We start from the raw sequence: 17,768 nt of genomic DNA, 5'->3' as shown, positions 1-17,768 counted from the left end.
AAATGAGTAAAGGCCGCTCAAAGAAGAAGAAGGCGGAGTGATCCTAGCTAGTGGAATCCGCCGAGATCCGTTCGCGCTGGCTGCGCTTCTTTGAATCTGATAATCGTCAGGGTTTAACGCATACAGTCGTGCCCTCAGCATCATTGATCGCTGATGACCCAAATCTTTTACTTGTTAATGCGGGAATGGTTCCCTTTAAGCCTTACTTTCTCGGTGAAGTAACACCACCGTATCAACGCGCAACATCAGTACAGAAATGTGTGCGCACGTTAGATATTGATGAAGTTGGCAAGACGACGCGTCATGCATCCTTCTTTCAAATGTGTGGAAATTTCTCATTTGGTGATTACTTCAAGGAGGGTGCAATAGCACTTGCTTGGGAGCTTCTTACACGTCCGATTTCAGATGGTGGTTATGGTTTCCCCGAGGAAAAATTATGGGTGACCGTTTATTTAGATGATGATGAAGCAGCTGACATTTGGCACAACAAGATCGGTGTTCCAAAAGAGCGTATTCAACGTCGTGACATGGCAGATAACTTCTGGTCCATGGGAGTTCCGGGTCCATGCGGTCCTTGTTCTGAGATTTATTACGATCGTGGTCAAGCATATGGCGCTGAGGGTGGTCCCATCGCTGATGAGAACCGGTACCTTGAAATTTGGAACCTGGTGTTCATGCAAAACGAACGCGGAGCCGGTAACGGAAAAGATAGTTATCCAATTCTTGGTGAATTGCCAGCAAAGAGTATTGACACTGGATTGGGCTTAGAGCGCACAGCGGCTTTACTGCAAGGCGTCGAAAATATTTATGAAATTGATACAACAATAATGATTCTAAATCGCGCATCTGAGTTAACGGGTGTCAAATACGGATCCTCTGAGAAGTCAGATGTTGCGTTGCGTGTAATTGCAGATCATGCGCGCACATCGGCCATGCTTATTGGCGATGGTGTCACACCTGGAAATGAAGGACGTGGCTATGTTTTGCGCCGAATGATGCGTAGAACAATCCGCAATATGCGCCTTCTAGGCTCGATGGATCCGATTATGTCAGAGCTGACCGTTGCTGCAATTGCAGCCATGGGGCCACAATATCCAGAGTTAGTTTCTGACAAAAACCGTATTTTATCGGTGAGCGTTTCAGAAGAGGAAAGTTTTCTGCAAACCCTTAAGAGTGGAACGCAGATATTTGATTTAGCCTCCGTTGCCCTGAAAAAGAGCAACGTTACAGTCTTGCCGGGTGATGAAGTCTTCAAACTTCACGACACTTATGGATTCCCGTTTGATTTAACACTTGAAATGGCTCGTGAAGAAGGCCTTGAAGTTGATGAAGATGGATTCCGACGCCTTATGAAAGAGCAGAAGGATCGCGCTAAAGCCGATGCGAAAGCGAAGAAATCAGGCCATACCGATGTCTCTGTTTATAAGACCATCGCAGATAAGAGTGGGAAGAGTGAATTTATTGGTTACTCCCATCAAAGTTCGGAATCCAAATTAACTGGCATTGTTGTTGATGGTGTTGGTGTTGCAAGTGCATCAGAGGGTGATGATGTTGAGATTGTTCTTAATAGAACTCCATTTTATGCTGAGGGTGGTGGCCAGTTAGCCGATGGTGGGCGTATCACATTGGGCAATGGTGCGGTCATTGAAATTGATGATGTGCAATCACCAGTGCCAGGTTTGTCCGTGCATAGAGGTCGAGTAATTAATGGAGCGGTCGAGGTAGGTAGTGAAGCCCTGGCTGAAATCGACATTCAACGCCGTCATGCGATCTCAAGAGCACACACTGCAACTCACATGGTGCACAAGGCTTTTCGTGAAATTCTTGGAGAGACAGCGACCCAAGCTGGTTCTGAGAACTCACCTGGTCGTTTTCGTTTTGATTTCCCATCGACCAGCTCTGTGCCAGCAAGTGTTCTAGATGATGTTGAATCTCGAGTAAATACACTTTTGCTTGATAACTTGGAAGTCACTGCTGAAAGCATGAGCCAAGCAAAAGCCAAAGAACTGGGAGCTATGGCGCTTTTCGGTGAGAAGTACGGCGATGTTGTAAGAGTTGTGAGTGTGGGGGATTGGGCGCGCGAACTCTGCGGAGGAACCCACGTTGAGCGTTCAGGTCAGTTGGGTGTTATCAAATTGCTGAGCGAATCTTCTATTGGAGCAGGTGTTCGACGAGTTGAAGCACTTGTAGGTGTTGATGCATACAAGTTCCTAGCGCGGGAGCATCTCTTGCTCAATTCATTAACTGAGTTGATAAAGGGAGCACGCACAGAGGAGTTACCTGAGCGAATTTCAGATCTCCTCAACAAGATGAAAGAGATCGAAAAGGAGTTAGCTTCAGTTCGCTCCGCACAGGCACTTTCGCAAGTTGGAGAACTCGCTAAATCTGCAACTGTGTTAAATGGCATTTCTTACATCTCATCGGTAATGGCCGATGGAGTCTCAGGTGATGACCTGCGCAAGATTGCAATCGATCTGCGCTCTCGTGACGAGAAATCTGTTGTTGCCTTGATTAGTGCCAACGATGGCAAGCCAGTGCTGGTTGTTGCCACAAGCGAAGGGGCTAGAGCTAGCGGAGTAAAGGCTGGCGCTCTAGTGAAAATTGGTTCAACAGTTCTTGGCGGTGGTGGCGGCGGAAAAGACGATTTCGCCCAAGGCGGCGGTACGGATGCGTCAAAGTCGCTCGATGCTCTGACCGCGATCTCAAACGCACTCATTGGATAAATGATGCAACGCGGACGTCGTATCGCTTTTGATTTTGGTGATGTTCGTATTGGCGTCGCAGCGTGTGATGCGGATGCGATTCTTTCATCCCCATTAACTACCCTTAAGTCGTCAGAGAAAAACTTATCCAAGCAGTTACTTGAAATTTTTGCTGAGATTGAACCAATCATGATTTATGTTGGTCGTCCGGCACTTTTGAGTGGGAGTGATGGAGTTGCTTCAGAGAAAGCCTTTGCCTTTGTCGATTTGCTTCAAACTCTTACTGTCACTCCGATAGAAATGATTGATGAACGGATGAGCACGATTAGTGCAGCCCGAAACTTACGGGATGCTGGGCGTAATGCGAAGGATTCCAAAGATTCAATAGACATGGCATCGGCGGTTGCTATTTTGGATTTCGCTCTTGAAATTGAGAGACGCAAATGAAAACAAAAATAGGCGCAGGGGTACTAGCGATATTCCTGTTGTTGGCGTTTATTCTCTTTCAGCGCTCTGGTCCAGCGGCAGCTCCAGATTTCCCGGATAACACTTCTATTTCAGGGGCCAATGAAGTGGTTATCGACATCCCAAGTGGTGCCTCAGGATCTGCAATCGCAAAAATACTTTTCGAGAATGGTGTCATTAAATCCTCGCAAGCATTCTTCAGAGTTGCAGTAGGCGATAAGCGCTCTGAGAAGATCTCACCTGGAAGCCATCGCATTACCCTCAAGATATCTGCGCAACAAGCTCTAGAACAATTATTAGACCCCAATCGAATACCGAATTTGGTGCGGGTGTATGAGGGCGAATGGAAGAGCGAGATAACAACCGCGCTCTTGGCTTATGGTTTTAGCTCTAAAGATGTAGCACGGGGATTTTCAAATGCCAATCTCCCACAAGGCTTTCGTCAGATCGAGGGATTGCTTTTTCCGGCTCAATACAGTTTTCCTAAAGGAACTACAGCTGATACCGCTGTGCAAGCCATGATTTCGCGTTTTGAGTCTGAACCAGTAGCCCAAAAATTGCTACAAGGGAATAAGGATTTCACGCCACAGCAGTTGCTGACTATCGCCTCGATAGTTCAAGCAGAGGGCGGCGAAGAAGATTTTACGAAGGTAGCACGAGTGATTTTCAATCGATTGAAAATCGGCATGCCGCTGCAAATGGACTCAACTGTTCATTACATTATGAAATTGCGTGGTCAGATTTTTCTCAGCACTAGATCCACCATGATTAATTCCCCATACAACACATATCGCAAATACGGACTTCCACCTGGTCCGATAGGTAATCCTGGGGTGGCTGCTATGGATGCAACCATGAACCCTGCAGTGGGAGATTGGTTGTATTTCATTACCGTTGCGCCCGGTGATACTCGCTTCACCAAATCGTTAGATGAGTTCAATACATGGAAAGCTCTCTATACGAAGAACCGTAAAGCGGGTGCGTTTAAGTGATTACCGCTGCAGTTCTGGGTTCACCAATTTCACATTCACTGAGCCCTCTTTTGCATAGAAAAGCCTATGAGATGTTGGGAATTCAGGGCACCTATGAGAGCCGTGAGGTCGAGTTTGGCGCGTTAAAAAACTTTCTCAACAGCCAAGGCGCTCACTTCAACAGCCTGTCATTGACAATGCCACTTAAGGAAGAGGCGCTCTGCATTGCGGACTCCGTAACAGATATTGCCGTACAAATTCAAAGCGGCAATACATTGCGCAAGGTTGAGGGCAAGTGGGAGTTAACTAGTACTGATGTTGAAGGATTTTCATACGCATTGCAATCTCATGGTAAGAAAGCAGATGGAAAGCTTCTAGTAATTGGCGCAGGTGCAACAGCTAGAGCTGTGATCGCATCCTGTGATGGAGCAAGTTCGAGCATCTGTGTCGTCAATCGAAATCCAAGTCGTGAAGAAGCAATGCGTCAAGCGGGACCAAGGACAGAGATTAGTTTTATTCCTTGGACTTCACAGATTAGTTTTGAAGATTTTGATCTGGTGGTGAACACCACCCCGGGGAATACCGCTTCAGTATTTTGTGACCAGATATCTTCAACGCAGGGGACGCTTTTCGAAGTTCTCTACAATCCGTGGCCAACTCAATTGCTCTCTCACTGGCGAAACTCGGGAGGGTATGGAATAGACGGATTGGATTTATTGATTCATCAGGCTATTTCTCAGGTTGAGTTTTTTGCCGATGTCTCGATCGAACGAAGCGATATGGCAAAGGCGCTTCGCATCGAAGGCGAGAGGGCACTTTCCTAATTCACAGGCACGTTTAGCAGCGTTGTTTCCTTGTAACTTAAGGCATGGATTTCGCTCTCATTCTGTTTTCGCTTCCAATCTGCATTGCTGATATAGACGCTTTTGTAATACCGAACATCTATAGCAAGATTCTTGCCTATGCGACCTTAACTCATCTGATAATTCACGGTGTTGGCAGTTGGCAGGCTTTAGTTATTCCAATTTCTTTCTTGCTCTTTTTAATGTTAATTCGGGTTGGTATGGGCGATATTAAGATCTTGGCTCTGATCCTGGTGACACATACAAATGCCTTTAATTCGCTCATCTCTTCCGTTTTTCTCTTAGCAACCATTCACATAGTGGCACTTTCCCTGCTTCGTGGACGGATTCCCTTGAGGATCCCGTTTGCTCCCAGTATTTTTCTCGGGTTTGCAACTTATTTGGCAACGGCTAAGCAGTCTTATCTGCAAGAATACGCGTATGCGTTGGTTAACTGCTGGTGAATCACATGGACAGGCACTTAGTGCGATAGTCGAAGGAATTCCCGCTTCTGTTTCAATCACAACTGCCGATATCGACTTTCACCTTCAACGTCGTCGTTTAGGTGTTGGTCGTGGTGCCCGTCAGAATTTTGAAGCTGACAAGGTAACCATCCTTGGAGGTGTGCGTCTTGGTTTAACTCAAGGTGGTCCTATTGCAATTCAAGTAGGAAATTCAGAGTGGCCTAAATGGGAAAAAGTTATGTCGGCAGATCCTGTGCCAGTTGAAGAGATTAAAGATCTTGCCCGAAACGCACCGTTGACTCGTCCTCGACCAGGTCATGCTGACTTGGTTGGTATGCAAAAGTATGACTTGGATGATGCACGAGCCATTTTAGAGCGGGCTAGTGCTCGTGAAACTGCGGCTCGCGTCGCACTTGGCGCAGTAGCTCGAAATTTTCTTGAACAGACCGTTGGGATAACTATTCTTAGCCACGTTTTATCTATTGGCTCAGTCAGGGTGTCAGATGATGCGGCATTACCAAAAGCCGGTGACATGAGTGTCATTGATGCAGATCCAGTGCGTTGTGCAGACCCGGATACGAGTTCTTTGATGATCACTGAGATTGAAAACGCTCATCGAGATGGAGACACCTTGGGTGGAGTTGTGGAAGTGCTCGCTTTCAACATGCCATCAGGATTAGGTTCACATGTTCATTGGGATCGACGACTGGATTCTAAATTAGCTGGTGCTGTCATGGGGATTCAGGCGATTAAGGGCGTTGAAATTGGCGATGGTTTCCGTACTGCAACTCGTCGTGGCTCTGTCGCTCATGATGAAATTGAAAAAGATTCAAATGGAAAGATAGTACGTCGCACCGATCGTGCCGGTGGCACCGAAGGCGGAATGTCTAATGGTGAGATCTTGCGAGTGCGAGCTGCAATGAAACCAATTTCAACGGTTCCAAAAGCTCTAGATACTATCGATGTAGCAACAGGAGAAGCAGCCAAGGCGATAAACCAACGTTCCGATGTCTGTGCAGTTCCTGCAGCCGGCGTTGTTGCCGAAGCGATGGTCGCCTTAGTTTTGGCGGAGGTTGTCCTTGAGAAATTCGGTGGAGATTCAGTGTCTGAAACTCGTCGTAATTTTCAAGCATATATTCAACATTTGAACTTCAAGTAGGCGGTCGGTATGTCTCGCATCGTCCTGATTGGTCCGCCCGGAAGCGGCAAGAGTACGGTTGGTTTTGCTCTTGCAAAGCATTTACAGATGCCATTTTTTGATACAGATGATTTGATTGAAAATAAGCGTGCAAAGAAGATAACCGATATCTTTGTCGAAGATGGCGAAGAAGTGTTTCGTGAAGTTGAATTCGAAGTGTTGCAAAGTGTTTTGCAGGAGGAAGAAGCTGTGATTAGTTTGGGTGGCGGTGCACCCATTGCAACTCGGTCACAAGATGCCTTGATTTCCTCGCAGTCAAAGGTTGTTTTTTTAGATGTGTCACTGTCAACAGCGGCACCTCGTGTGGGCTTCAATCGTGATCGGCCCTTACTTCTTGGCAATCCTCGAGCGCAATGGCAGTCTCTCAGCGATAAGAGAAGGCCCGTTTATGAGAAATTAGCGTCAGTCTCGATTAAAGTTGACGATATGAGCGTTGATGAGGTTGTTCGAGTGATTGAATCGAGTCTGAAATGAGCAAGATTGTGGTCCAGGCTGAACGCTCTTATGAAATCACTCTTACGAAATCTTGGGTTGGTGAGCTAGCACCTGAGGTTTCCGTTCGCACACGAGTGGCGGTCATAGTTTCAAAGAGTTTCTCTCCAAGTATGACTGGTTTACAGAATCTCGATTGTGATTTGCATGTCTTTGAAGTGCCGGACGGAGAAGATGGAAAGAGCATTTCAACGCTCACAAATCTTTGGAACTGGTTAGGCGCTGCTGGGTTTACCCGCACGGATTTGATAGTTGGAATAGGCGGGGGAGCAGTCACTGATCTAGCTGGTTTCGCAGCAGCGTCATGGTTGCGGGGTGTGGACTGGATTGCAGTTCCAACTTCTCTAGCGGGAATGGTTGATGCCTCAATAGGAGGTAAGACCGGAGTTAATTCTGATTATGGCAAGAATTTGATTGGAGCTTTCCACTCACCGTCGGCAGTGATTATCGATTCAGGCTTCCTCACGACTTTATCTGATCGAGATTTTTCAGCAGGTATGGCAGAGGTCATTAAGTGTGGATTCATAGCTGATCCACAAATCCTGACAATTGCAGAAGCTCATACCGTTTCATCACTTCGCGAGAACCCAGAAGTTGTTACCGAGTTGATTCAAAGGGCTGCCTCAGTCAAAGCGAAGGTTGTGTCTTTAGACTTTAAGGAAAACTTTGCTCGCGAAGCACTTAATTACGGTCACACATTAGGTCACGCGATCGAAAAGCACGCAAAGTATTCGTTGCGCCATGGAGAGGCCGTTTCGATTGGTCTTGTTTTTGCAGCAGAGTTGGCTCACATACGCAATTTGTTGACTGAATCTGAGGTTGAAAGGCACCGCTCAATCTTGTTGAGGTATGCACTACCAATTTCTTATGACCGCCAATCATGGCAAAAATTGACACCATTACTTGCCTTGGACAAAAAAGCTCGAGGCAACACCATCAGATTCGTAGCGCTAGATGGAATCGGCACAACAGTGCGTATTGAAGACATAACCTCCTCCGAACTTGATCAAGCCTATGAGAGAATTAGTTCATGAAGTTACTTGTGATAAACGGACCGAATCTTTCAAGACTTGATATCCGTGATTCATCGATTTATGGCGACTTGAATTACGCTGAATTGAAGTCAATGATTGAAATCGCAGCGCAGAAGCATGATTTCGAGGCTGATGTTCGCCAAAGCGACGATGAAGCGACAATCATTGGTTGGTTGCATGAGGCGGCTGATCAGAAAATTCCTGTGATCATTAATCCGGCAGCGTTTACTCATTATTCCTATGCCATACGCGATGCAGCCGAATTGGTGAAGTCACCACTAATTGAGGTGCATCTTTCAAATCCACTTTCGCGTGAAGAGTTCAGACACACCTCTGTGATCTCGGGTGTTGCCAACGGAACTATTGGCGGATTTGGACCTAATTCTTATGTTTTGGCCATCATTGCTATGCAAAATCTCGTACCAAAGTAACAAAGCACCCTGTCACAACGGGTATCCTTATCACTTCAATTACCTTTGTATCGGACTAAGTAGATAAAGAGCGGGTGGAACAGCTGTGGCAACAACAAATGATCTAAAAAATGGAATGACACTAGACATCGAAGGTCAACTCTGGACAGTAGTTGAATTTCAGCATGTTAAGCCAGGAAAAGGTCCAGCATTTGTTCGCACCAAGCTCAAGTCTGTACTGAGCGGAAAAGTTGTTGATCGCACCTACAACGCAGGTGTTAAAGTTGATGTTGCCATTCTTGAGAAGCGTGAAATGCAGTACCTTTATAAAGAGGGCGATGACTTTGTTTTTATGGATACAAAAACTTACGACCAGATGACAATTAGTGCAGCAACCGTTGGAGATGCAGCCAACTACATGCTCGAAAACACTGAGGCTATTGTGGCTGTGAACGAGGGTAATCCTTTATACATCGAACTAGCAGCATCTGTTCCATTGAAGATTACTTACACAGAACCTGGAATCCAAGGCGATCGATCTTCAGGTGGCACTAAGCCAGCAACTGTTGAAACAGGAATCGAAATTCAGGTTCCGTTGTTTATTAAGCAAGATGAAGTTGTTCTTGTTGATACACGTGACGGGTCTTACCAGGGTCGCGCTAACTAGTGTCAGCTCGCAGTAAGGCACGCAAGCAAGCCTTGGATTTGTTATATGAGACAGATATCAGGGGCACCAACCTTGTCGATACATTAAACGCTAGAGACATTCCCGCGGAAGGACCGGATGCACGTCCGATCCGTGAATACACCCGCGAACTTGTTGGTGGAGTCTCTGATAATCGTCGAAGGATTGATGAATTGATAACGACCTACGCGCAGGGTTGGGATATGGATCGGTTGCCGGCAGTGGATCGGAACATTTTGCGCCTTGGGATATATGAAATTCTTTGGTCGACAAATGTGCCGACCAGCGTTGCGATTGATGAGGCTCTAGATCTAGCGCGGGAGTTATCTAGTGATGAGTCATCCAAATATATTCATGGAGTTCTCGGTCGCATCGCAAGTATCAAAGACACTATTTCGTTCTAGGAAAACCGTAAGTAATCAACATTTCCTGAATTATTTCAGGGGCGATCTCACTGAATATCTCGAGGTTGATCAAGTCCTGTGAACGTAGGGAAATAATCTCTCCGTTCCAGTCGCCTCTCATCCGAACGATGTTTCGTATGTATCCCATCAATTTTCTTCCGTTCGGGTCAGTGGTACTGATCAATTTGCGTAGGTCGATACTTACAGAGCGTTGAACTAGCTGAGTTTTTGTACGTTCAAAGAGTTCTGAGACCGGTACGTTATAAAGGTTTGCTATCTGTATAAGCTTTCGGGTGCTAACGGAGCGATCTCCTCTTTCATAGGATCCCAATGCAATCGCTGATATTTCACCGTTGGAAAGCCGTGCAGCCTGCAGGAGGGTTAGGTGTTGTGATTCTCGTATGAATCGCATCCTGGTTTGAAGATACTCTATCTGGGTTTGAGCGTGATTAGTTTCCATGCTGGGCACACTATTGGCCTTCGACACCTGGAGTTTTGGATATCCACAGAAGAATGGAGTCGATGCTAGTATCGCTCCTGCATCCTTTAACAACCCATCCAGAGAGGTGGGAAAGGAGATTTACATGAGCGTAGCCCTGTCCGCACAAGAGATCACACGTGCGTTGACTCGAATTTCCCATGAGATCCTTGAGAAGAATCAAGGTTCTTCAAACATTGTCTTACTAGGCATCCCTACGCGTGGGGCGCACCTAGCCACCCGCATTAATTCAATCATTGCCACTATAGAGGGTGCCGAAGTTCCAACCGGAACATTGGATATCACTTTGTTTAGAGATGACTTGAGGATGCGTCCTCCAAGGGCGATCATGCCGACCAAAATTCCTACGAGTGGAATTGAAGGTAAGGATGTGATTTTGGTGGACGATGTTTTGTTCTCTGGCCGAACAATACGCGCAGCCCTAGATGCACTTGGAGAGATAGGACGTCCACGAACTGTCCAGCTGGCATCCTTAGTTGATCGAGGACATCGAGAGCTCCCTATCAAGGCCGATTTTGTTGGGAAAAACTTACCCACATCGAAGAATCAATCTGTAAAAGTCTTTCTCAGTGAAATAGATGGTCGAGATGAAGTAACAATTGAAGAGGGAGGCGAATAATGCGTCACCTACTTTCAATTTCTGACCTTACAAAGGTAGAGGCTATATCGATTTTGGACACAGCAACTGAACTATCCCGTGTGAGCGATGGTGCTGTGAAAAAGCTTCCAACGCTGCGTGGTCGAACGATAGTTAATCTCTTCGCAGAAGACAGCACGAGAACTCGTATCTCATTTGAAGCCGCAGCAAAGCGACTATCGGCTGACGTGATTAATTTCTCTGCGAAGGGCTCAAGCCTTAGTAAAGGAGAATCACTTAAAGACACCGCCATGACTCTTCAAGCGATGGGTGCGGATGCGGTAGTCATTCGCCATTCGGCATCTGGAGCTGCACAGCGTTTAGCTGACTCTCAATGGATGTCTGGAAGTGTTGTTAATGCGGGGGATGGTACTCACGAACATCCAAGCCAGGCTCTTTTAGATGCCTTCACAATACGCAAACATCTTGGCATGGGCCGGAGTGATCTTTCAGGAATTAATGTTGCGATCGTTGGGGATATTCTGCACTCTCGCGTTGCGAGATCAAATGTCTTGTTGCTTTCAATGCTTGGCGCAAAGGTGACTCTAGTGGCACCGCCCACCTTACTTCCCGTTGGAATTGGTAATTGGCCAGTGACCATTTCTTATGATCTAGATTCGGTTATTCCCCATGTTGATGTAGTGATGATGTTGCGTGTTCAACAGGAACGAATGTCAGATTTGTTTTTTCCTAATGCTCGTGAGTACTCCAGGTACTTTGGCCTGAATGCTGATCGAATGGCATGCATGAAATCTGGTGCCATCGTTATGCACCCAGGACCTATGAACCGTGGTTTGGAAATCTCGGCTGAAGTTGCTGATAGTGCGCGCTCTGTCATCACAGAACAAGTTGCCAATGGAGTAAGCGTTCGAATGGCAATTTTGTATGTTCTACTCGCTGGCGGAGCACTAGAAGTTGGGGGAAATTAAATGAGCACTGCTGACTATTTGATTAAGAATGTTTCCCTGCCTGATGGCAAAAAGACTGATCTCGCGATCTCTAATGGTGTCATCACATCTCTTGCAGAGTCATATATAGATGAAGCGCAGACACTCATCGACGCTCAAGATTGTGTTGTATTGCCTGGTCTAGTTGATCTCCACACACATTTGCGCGAGCCGGGACGCGAGGATGCCGAAACCGTTCTGAGTGGAAGTCGAGCAGGTGCAAAAGGGGGATTCACCGCCGTGTCGGCTATGGCCAACACTTCCCCAGTTGCAGACACAGCTGGTGTAGTGGAACAGGTTTATAGACTAGGTCAAGAAGCAGGATTGCTTGATGTTTTTCCAATCGGTGCGGTAACGCAAGGTCTCAAAGGTGAAGCTTTATCTGAGATGGGCGCTATGGCTGATTCGGTTGCTCGAGTTCGCATATTTAGCGATGACGGACATTGCGTTTCAGATCCACTTGTCATGAGAAGAGCTCTTGAGTACATCAAGAAATTTGGGGGAGTGATCGCTCAACATGCGCAGGATCCAAGAATGACTATGGGTTCTCAGATGAATGAAGGAGAAATATCTGCACGGTTAGGTCTTAAAGGTTGGCCTGCGGTTGCAGAAGAATCAATTATCGCGCGCGATGTTTTACTGGCTGATCATGTGAAATCAAGATTGCATATTTGCCATTTAACAACGGCTGGTGGGGTTGAAATCATCCGCTGGGCGAAAGCACGTGGAATCGATGTTACCGCTGAAGTTACTCCCCATCACTTACTTCTTACCGATGATCTTGCTACATCCTATGATCCCGTTTTCAAAGTGAATCCTCCGCTACGTACTGAAACCGATGTCCATGCCCTACGTGAAGCTTTGGCCGATGGAACAATTGACATCGTTGCAACAGATCATGCACCGCACCCAACGGAGGCGAAAGAGTGTGAATGGCAAGAAGCCGCATTTGGAATGTTGGGATTAGAGACAGCGTTGTCTATAGTTCAAAAAACCATGGTTGATACTGGCTTGATGAATTGGAGCCAGGTCGCAGATCGTATGTCGATCGCCCCAGCACGTGTCGGAGGCTATGCCGAACATGGACAACCTTTGGCTGTTGGTGCAATTGCTAACCTGGTTATAGTCAATCCAAAACAAAGATGGACAGTTGATCGAGACTTAGTTCTCTCAAGATCTTCAAATACTCCTTATCATGGGTATGAATTACCAGGGGTAGTTACTCACACCTTCTTCAAGGGCGGTGCTTCATTATTGGATGGAAACATCATGCAGGTTGGTGGTTTGTAATGGCTCTGGCATATCTGGTTCTAGATGATGGTCGTATTTTCGAAGGTTCCTCATGGGCTGCTACTGGAAAAACTTTCGGAGAAGCGGTTTTTCAAACCGGCATGACCGGATATCAGGAAACTCTGACTGACCCTTCGTATCACAAGCAAGTTGTAATCATGACAGCTCCACATATTGGAAATACCGGAGTAAATGATGACGATAATGAATCCTCCAGAATTTGGGTGGCAGGATTTGTAGTACGCAATCCTTCTTCGATGACTTCTAATTGGCGTGCACAAAAGGATTTGGAAGAAGAACTGTTGGATCAAGGAGTGGTAGGAATTCAAGGTGTAGATACCCGTGCCATAACGAGACACTTACGTGATAGAGGAGCAATGCGAGTTGGTATTTTCTCTGGATTAGAGCTTTCACGTGAAGAGATGGTTGTCGAAGTTCGTAAGGCTGAGGCCATGACAGGTGCGTATCTGGTTCGGGATGTTTCCACGCCCAAGACCTACGTTGTTCCTGTTAGAGATAAGAAGTTGTTTACGATTGCTGCCCTTGATCTTGGCATCAAGGCTGCTACACCTCGTGCACTGGCTGAACGTGGCGTGGAAGTACATGTCATGCCTTTTGATTCATCTGTTGAAGAAATCTTGGCCATAAAGCCCGATGGTGTTTTCCTTTCTAATGGGCCTGGAGATCCAGCAACAATGACCGCTGTTATTGAGGTCGTTCGCGAGTTGTTGCTTGCAGAAATTCCTCTTTTTGGAATTTGTTTTGGACATCAAATTCTCGGTAGAGCATTGGGCTTTGAAACTTACAAATTGCAATTTGGGCATCGCGGCATCAACCAACCCGTAATGGATAAGAACACTGGACGTGTTGAGATCACTGCCCATAATCATGGTTTTGCTGTTAAAGCACCTACTGATTCTGAGTTTTCGACCGTCTACGGTCGAGGAGAAGTTACTCATGTTTGTCTAAACGATGGCGTTGTTGAAGGATTGCAACTACTTGATCGGCCTGCATTCTCTGTGCAGTATCACCCAGAAGCTGCCGCTGGCCCGCATGATGCCTCGTATCTATTCGATCGTTTTGTCGAACTCATGGCAAAGAAGGTGAATGCCTAATGGCACTTGATTCCTCGATAAAAAGCGTTCTGGTCATTGGCAGCGGACCTATTGTCATCGGTCAGGCGTGCGAGTTTGATTATTCTGGAACGCAAGCATGTCGAGTGCTAAGAGCAGAGGGAATTCGGGTAATTCTAGTTAACTCAAATCCTGCAACAATCATGACAGATCCAGAGTTTGCTGATGCAACCTATATCGAACCGATTACTCCTGAAATCATCGAACGCATCATCGCTCATGAAAAGCCGGATGCGGTGTTAGCGACATTGGGTGGTCAAACTGCATTGAATGCCGCAATAGGTTTATTTGAACAAGGCACTCTGCAAAAGTATGGAGTGCGCCTTATTGGTGCTGACGTTGCTGCAATTCAACGTGGTGAGAATCGTGAGTTATTCCGCGGGATAGTTGAAAAAGTTGGAGGAGAGTCGGCCAAATCTAGAATTTGTCACACAATGGACGAGATCATGGCGGCAGTGGTTGAACTCAACTATCCAGTCGTTGTCCGTCCATCTTTTACTATGGGGGGCCTTGGTTCGGGGATTGCATTCAACGAAGCAGAGCTGCGCCAAATTGCAGGTGCAGGACTTCGACATAGTCCAACCTCTGAAGTTCTATTAGAAGAGTCGATTATCGGTTGGAAAGAGTATGAGTTAGAGGTGATGCGCGATCGGAAAGACAATGTAGTGATCGTTTGCACCATTGAAAATCTAGATCCTATGGGCGTGCACACGGGAGATTCAATCACCGTAGCGCCGGCGATGACTTTAACTGATGTCGAGTATCAGAAATTGCGTGATTTATCGATCGATATCATTCGAGAAGTGGGTGTGGACACTGGTGGCTGCAATATTCAATTCGCAGTGAATCCAGTCAACGGAAGAATCATTGTTATTGAAATGAATCCAAGAGTTTCCAGGTCCAGTGCGCTGGCTTCTAAGGCAACTGGTTTCCCAATCGCAAAGATTGCAACAAAGTTGGCTATTGGCTATACCTTGGATGAGATTCAAAACGACATTACTAGGGTTACTCCTGCCTCTTTTGAACCCACTCTGGATTATGTTGTCGTGAAAGTTCCTCGATTTGCTTTTGAAAAGTTTTCAGATGCAGATCCTCGCCTGACGACAACAATGAAGAGTGTCGGTGAGGCAATGGCTATCGGTCGCTCATTTTCCGAAGCATTGATGAAAGCTCTCAGATCCTTAGAACGCAAAGAAGCGATTTTTTCATGGCCCACTATTTCCCCTACTGAGTTATCCTCTTTGTTGCAGTCAATGAAAATCCCGACCGAGTACAGGCTGCAACAAGTTCAGAAAGCGATGTGGGCTGGAGTCAGTATTGAACAAGTTTACGAGGCAACCAAGATAGACCCTTGGTATCTACGACAAATTGAGCTCATAAATGAACAAGCTTCTGTAATTTCCCAACCCGGCGAGCTTTCGAAAGAGATTCTAAGGACTGCAAAGACGCAGGGTTTCTCTGACGCCCAGATTGGCGTTTTACGTGGAGTAGAAGAAAGCGAAGTTCGTAAGGCACGTCATCACCTTGGTATTCGACCGGTCTACAAAACGGTTGATACATGCGCAGCCGAATTTGAAGCTTTTACGCCGTATTACTACTCAAGTTACGAAGAAGAAACTGAAGTTCTTCCCCGCACTACACCGGCTGTAATCATTTTAGGTAGTGGACCTAACAGAATTGGGCAAGGTATCGAGTTTGATTATTCTTGCGTTCATGCCTCTTTCACTCTGAGAGAGGCCGGTTTTGAGACAATTATGATCAATTGCAACCCTGAAACTGTTTCCACAGATTATGACACCAGCAATCGCTTGTATTTTGAACCATTAACACTTGAAGATGTTTTAGAAGTCGTGCATGCTGAAAGTCAGGCTGGACCAGTACTTGGCGTGATTACTCAACTTGGAGGTCAAACTCCACTTGGCCTGGCTGCAGGGCTCAAGGCCAATGGAGTAACAATCTTAGGAACTTCCCCAGAGGCGATTAATCTTGCCGAAGAACGAGGTGCATTCGGAAAAGTTCTTGAGCAACAGGGATTATCTGCGCCAAAGTTTGGGATGGCCTCTTCACAGCTTGAAGCGACAACGATTGCTCGTGAAATAGGTTATCCAGTTCTGGTAAGACCTTCGTTTGTTCTGGGAGGTCGAGGTATGGAGATTGTTTATGATGATGAGGCACTCGGAGGATTCATTACCAGAGCTACGGATCTAACTCCTGATCATCCTGTGTTAGTTGATAGATTTTTGGATAATGCAATTGAGATTGATGTTGATGCACTATTTGATGGCAATGAGCTCTTTCTCGGCGGCGTTATGGAGCACATCGAAGAAGCTGGCATCCATAGTGGAGACAGCGCTTGTGTTCTGCCATCTATGACTGTCACAAATGAGCAAAGGAATGAGATTAGAGTAGCCACGGAGAAAATAGCTCGCGGTGTAGATGTTCGGGGCCTCATAAATATCCAGTTCGCAATTGCCGATGATTCACTTTATGTTTTAGAGGCAAATCCTCGTGCTTCTAGAACCGTGCCATTTGTTAGTAAGGCGACAGGTGTTGCATTAGCTAAAGCTGCCGCGAGAATTTCTCTGGGAACGACGATTCAGCAATTGCGAGAAGAGGGATTGTTACCTCTTACAGGAGATGGAATTGCAAAAGGTATTTCCGTCAAGGAAGCAGTTCTTCCTTGGAATAGATTCCGTAGAACTGATGGACGTGGTGTTGATGCTGTTCTTGGACCGGAGATGCGTTCCACCGGCGAGGTCATGGGTATCTCCTCTTCCTTTGGGGAAAGTTATGCAAAGAGTCAGATAGCTGCCTTCGGACCATTACCAAAAGAAGGCTCTGTGTTCATTTCTCTTGCCGATAAGGATAAGAGTGCAGGTATAGAACCTGCGAAAGGTTTTTCAGATCTCGGCTTTAGAATATTGGCGACACAGGGAACAGCCATCTTTCTTCAAGAGCACGGGATAGAGTGCACCACAGTTCGCAAAAACTCAGAGGGAACTGGTTCTATGGGCGAGAAGACAATTGTTGACATCATCAATGCCGGTGAGATTGATCTTGTCATTAATACACCTGTTGGACGTGGCACGCGGGCTGACGGTTGGGCAATACGTACTGCCGCTGTTCAGCGTTCAATTCCTTGCATAACGACTACAGCCGGATTCAGTGCAGCTGTCGATGCAATCGCCTTTTTGCAGAATAACCCATTAAGTATCAAGTCTTTACAAGAGTGGTTGGCATAGATGATGCAGATCAATAGAAGCGCGCAGCAACTACTTGCACCGATTGTAAGTAACAAGAAGGTCGGTCAGTATCAACAAATTATTATAAACATTGGTGATCTAGCCAATGTATGCAAGCCAGGAAATTTTGTAGCGATTAATGTTGGGGGTAGCGCATCTAGCATGGTGTTGCGTCGCGCGTTCGCAATCTCGCGCGTCTCGATCAGTTCGACCTTTGGCGGGACTATGGAACTTATAGTTGCTCCACACGGCCAGGGAAGTAAGTGGTTATGCGCGCAAGGTGAAGGTGTTGTTTTGGACATCGTTGCACCTCTTGGAACCTCTTTCGGTATTCCCACAGAAGCTGTTCCGGT

General features: G+C 46.4%; 17 protein-coding genes. 16 read left to right on the top strand and 1 reads right to left on the bottom strand.

Annotation, left to right across the window (positions count from 1 at the left end; all coding sequences use genetic code 11):
- Positions 1-50: 50 nt before the first annotated feature.
- The 11 genes from alaS (at position 51) to nusB (ending at position 9,667) form a co-directional block, all read left to right on the top strand.
- Positions 51-2,723 (top strand): alanine--tRNA ligase, encoded by a 2,673-nt coding sequence (alaS, locus tag AC9UH7_RS04465; RefSeq protein WP_509595610.1) that lies wholly within the window; start codon positions 51-53, stop codon positions 2,721-2,723.
- A complete protein-coding gene (gene ruvX, locus AC9UH7_RS04460) occupies positions 2,724-3,149 on the top strand; it encodes a Holliday junction resolvase RuvX (RefSeq protein ID WP_509595607.1) in 426 nt (141 codons plus the stop codon).
- Positions 3,146-4,159, top strand: coding sequence for an endolytic transglycosylase MltG (mltG, locus tag AC9UH7_RS04455; RefSeq protein ID WP_509595604.1), 1,014 nt, complete (start codon positions 3,146-3,148; stop codon positions 4,157-4,159). The genes ruvX and mltG overlap by 4 nt, the downstream gene beginning before the upstream one ends.
- Positions 4,156-4,962 carry a shikimate dehydrogenase gene (locus AC9UH7_RS04450; protein WP_509595601.1) on the top strand — a complete coding sequence of 269 codons (807 nt, stop codon included), beginning with the start codon at positions 4,156-4,158 and terminating at the stop codon, positions 4,960-4,962. Before mltG ends, AC9UH7_RS04450 begins: the two co-directional genes overlap by 4 nt.
- Before the next feature lie 44 nt (positions 4,963-5,006).
- Entirely contained in the window at positions 5,007-5,444 is a 438-nt protein-coding gene (locus AC9UH7_RS04445) for an A24 family peptidase (protein ID WP_509595598.1), read from the top strand.
- Positions 5,422-6,603, top strand: coding sequence for a chorismate synthase (gene aroC, locus AC9UH7_RS04440; protein WP_509595595.1), 1,182 nt, complete (start codon positions 5,422-5,424; stop codon positions 6,601-6,603). Before AC9UH7_RS04445 ends, aroC begins: the two co-directional genes overlap by 23 nt.
- Before the next feature lie 9 nt (positions 6,604-6,612).
- Positions 6,613-7,116 carry a shikimate kinase gene (locus tag AC9UH7_RS04435; protein ID WP_509595594.1) on the top strand — a complete coding sequence of 168 codons (504 nt, stop codon included), beginning with the start codon at positions 6,613-6,615 and terminating at the stop codon, positions 7,114-7,116.
- A complete protein-coding gene (gene aroB, locus AC9UH7_RS04430; protein WP_509595591.1) occupies positions 7,113-8,168 on the top strand; it encodes a 3-dehydroquinate synthase in 1,056 nt (351 codons plus the stop codon). The genes AC9UH7_RS04435 and aroB overlap by 4 nt, the downstream gene beginning before the upstream one ends.
- Entirely contained in the window at positions 8,165-8,599 is a 435-nt protein-coding gene (locus AC9UH7_RS04425) for a type II 3-dehydroquinate dehydratase (RefSeq protein ID WP_509595588.1), read from the top strand. The genes aroB and AC9UH7_RS04425 overlap by 4 nt, the downstream gene beginning before the upstream one ends.
- An 85-nt stretch (positions 8,600-8,684) precedes the next feature.
- Positions 8,685-9,245 (top strand): elongation factor P, encoded by a 561-nt coding sequence (efp, locus tag AC9UH7_RS04420; RefSeq protein ID WP_506625817.1) that lies wholly within the window; start codon positions 8,685-8,687, stop codon positions 9,243-9,245.
- Positions 9,245-9,667 carry a transcription antitermination factor NusB gene (gene nusB, locus AC9UH7_RS04415; protein WP_509595584.1) on the top strand — a complete coding sequence of 141 codons (423 nt, stop codon included), beginning with the start codon at positions 9,245-9,247 and terminating at the stop codon, positions 9,665-9,667. Before efp ends, nusB begins: the two co-directional genes overlap by 1 nt.
- On the opposite strand, the gene AC9UH7_RS04410 is transcribed toward nusB, so the two are convergent.
- Positions 9,654-10,079: a helix-turn-helix domain-containing protein gene (locus AC9UH7_RS04410; protein WP_509595582.1), complete on the bottom strand. Its 426-nt coding sequence runs from the start codon at positions 10,077-10,079 to the stop codon at positions 9,654-9,656. The two genes, nusB and AC9UH7_RS04410, sit on opposite strands and share 14 nt — an antisense overlap.
- Before the next feature lie 172 nt (positions 10,080-10,251).
- Here AC9UH7_RS04410 and pyrR point away from each other — a divergent pair, with 172 nt between their 5' ends.
- Genes pyrR through carB form a run of 5 tightly spaced genes read left to right on the top strand, consistent with a single transcriptional unit; the run spans position 10,252 to position 17,415 of the window.
- Positions 10,252-10,785 carry a bifunctional pyr operon transcriptional regulator/uracil phosphoribosyltransferase PyrR gene (pyrR, locus tag AC9UH7_RS04405; protein ID WP_509595580.1) on the top strand — a complete coding sequence of 178 codons (534 nt, stop codon included), beginning with the start codon at positions 10,252-10,254 and terminating at the stop codon, positions 10,783-10,785.
- Positions 10,785-11,732, top strand: coding sequence for an aspartate carbamoyltransferase catalytic subunit (locus tag AC9UH7_RS04400; RefSeq protein WP_509595577.1), 948 nt, complete (start codon positions 10,785-10,787; stop codon positions 11,730-11,732). The genes pyrR and AC9UH7_RS04400 overlap by 1 nt, the downstream gene beginning before the upstream one ends.
- Positions 11,733-13,040, top strand: a complete 1,308-nt coding sequence (locus AC9UH7_RS04395; protein ID WP_509595575.1) for a dihydroorotase — start codon at positions 11,733-11,735, stop codon at positions 13,038-13,040. It abuts the gene before it with no gap.
- Positions 13,040-14,155 carry a glutamine-hydrolyzing carbamoyl-phosphate synthase small subunit gene (carA, locus tag AC9UH7_RS04390; protein ID WP_509595572.1) on the top strand — a complete coding sequence of 372 codons (1,116 nt, stop codon included), beginning with the start codon at positions 13,040-13,042 and terminating at the stop codon, positions 14,153-14,155. The genes AC9UH7_RS04395 and carA overlap by 1 nt, the downstream gene beginning before the upstream one ends.
- Positions 14,155-17,415: a carbamoyl-phosphate synthase large subunit gene (gene carB / locus AC9UH7_RS04385; RefSeq protein ID WP_509595569.1), complete on the top strand. Its 3,261-nt coding sequence runs from the start codon at positions 14,155-14,157 to the stop codon at positions 17,413-17,415. The genes carA and carB overlap by 1 nt, the downstream gene beginning before the upstream one ends.
- Positions 17,416-17,768 lie beyond the last annotated feature (353 nt).

It is taken from the genome of Candidatus Planktophila sp., assembly GCF_044348745.1.
Taxonomy (GTDB): Bacteria; Actinomycetota; Actinomycetes; order Nanopelagicales; family Nanopelagicaceae; genus Planktophila.
Note: the sequence above shows the minus strand (reverse complement) of the source record. Positions and strands in the feature narration are given on the sequence as shown.

Bases quoted from the DNA above. Each gene is read 5' to 3' on its own strand.
- ruvX (WP_509595607.1), top strand. From the start codon at position 2,724: ATGATGCAACGCGGACGTCGTATCGCTTTTGATTTTGGTGATGTTCGT.
- mltG (WP_509595604.1), top strand. From the start codon at position 3,146: ATGAAAACAAAAATAGGCGCAGGGGTACTAGCGATATTCCTGTTGTTG.
- AC9UH7_RS04445 (WP_509595598.1), top strand. From the start codon at position 5,007: ATGGATTTCGCTCTCATTCTGTTTTCGCTTCCAATCTGCATTGCTGAT.
- aroC (WP_509595595.1), top strand. From the start codon at position 5,422: ATGCGTTGGTTAACTGCTGGTGAATCACATGGACAGGCACTTAGTGCG.
- AC9UH7_RS04435 (WP_509595594.1), top strand. From the start codon at position 6,613: ATGTCTCGCATCGTCCTGATTGGTCCGCCCGGAAGCGGCAAGAGTACG.
- aroB (WP_509595591.1), top strand. From the start codon at position 7,113: ATGAGCAAGATTGTGGTCCAGGCTGAACGCTCTTATGAAATCACTCTT.
- AC9UH7_RS04425 (WP_509595588.1), top strand. From the start codon at position 8,165: ATGAAGTTACTTGTGATAAACGGACCGAATCTTTCAAGACTTGATATC.
- AC9UH7_RS04410 (WP_509595582.1), bottom strand. From the start codon at position 10,079: ATGCGATTCATACGAGAATCACAACACCTAACCCTCCTGCAGGCTGCA.
- pyrR (WP_509595580.1), top strand. From the start codon at position 10,252: ATGAGCGTAGCCCTGTCCGCACAAGAGATCACACGTGCGTTGACTCGA.
- AC9UH7_RS04400 (WP_509595577.1), top strand. From the start codon at position 10,785: ATGCGTCACCTACTTTCAATTTCTGACCTTACAAAGGTAGAGGCTATA.
- AC9UH7_RS04395 (WP_509595575.1), top strand. From the start codon at position 11,733: ATGAGCACTGCTGACTATTTGATTAAGAATGTTTCCCTGCCTGATGGC.
- carA (WP_509595572.1), top strand. From the start codon at position 13,040: ATGGCTCTGGCATATCTGGTTCTAGATGATGGTCGTATTTTCGAAGGT.
- carB (WP_509595569.1), top strand. From the start codon at position 14,155: ATGGCACTTGATTCCTCGATAAAAAGCGTTCTGGTCATTGGCAGCGGA.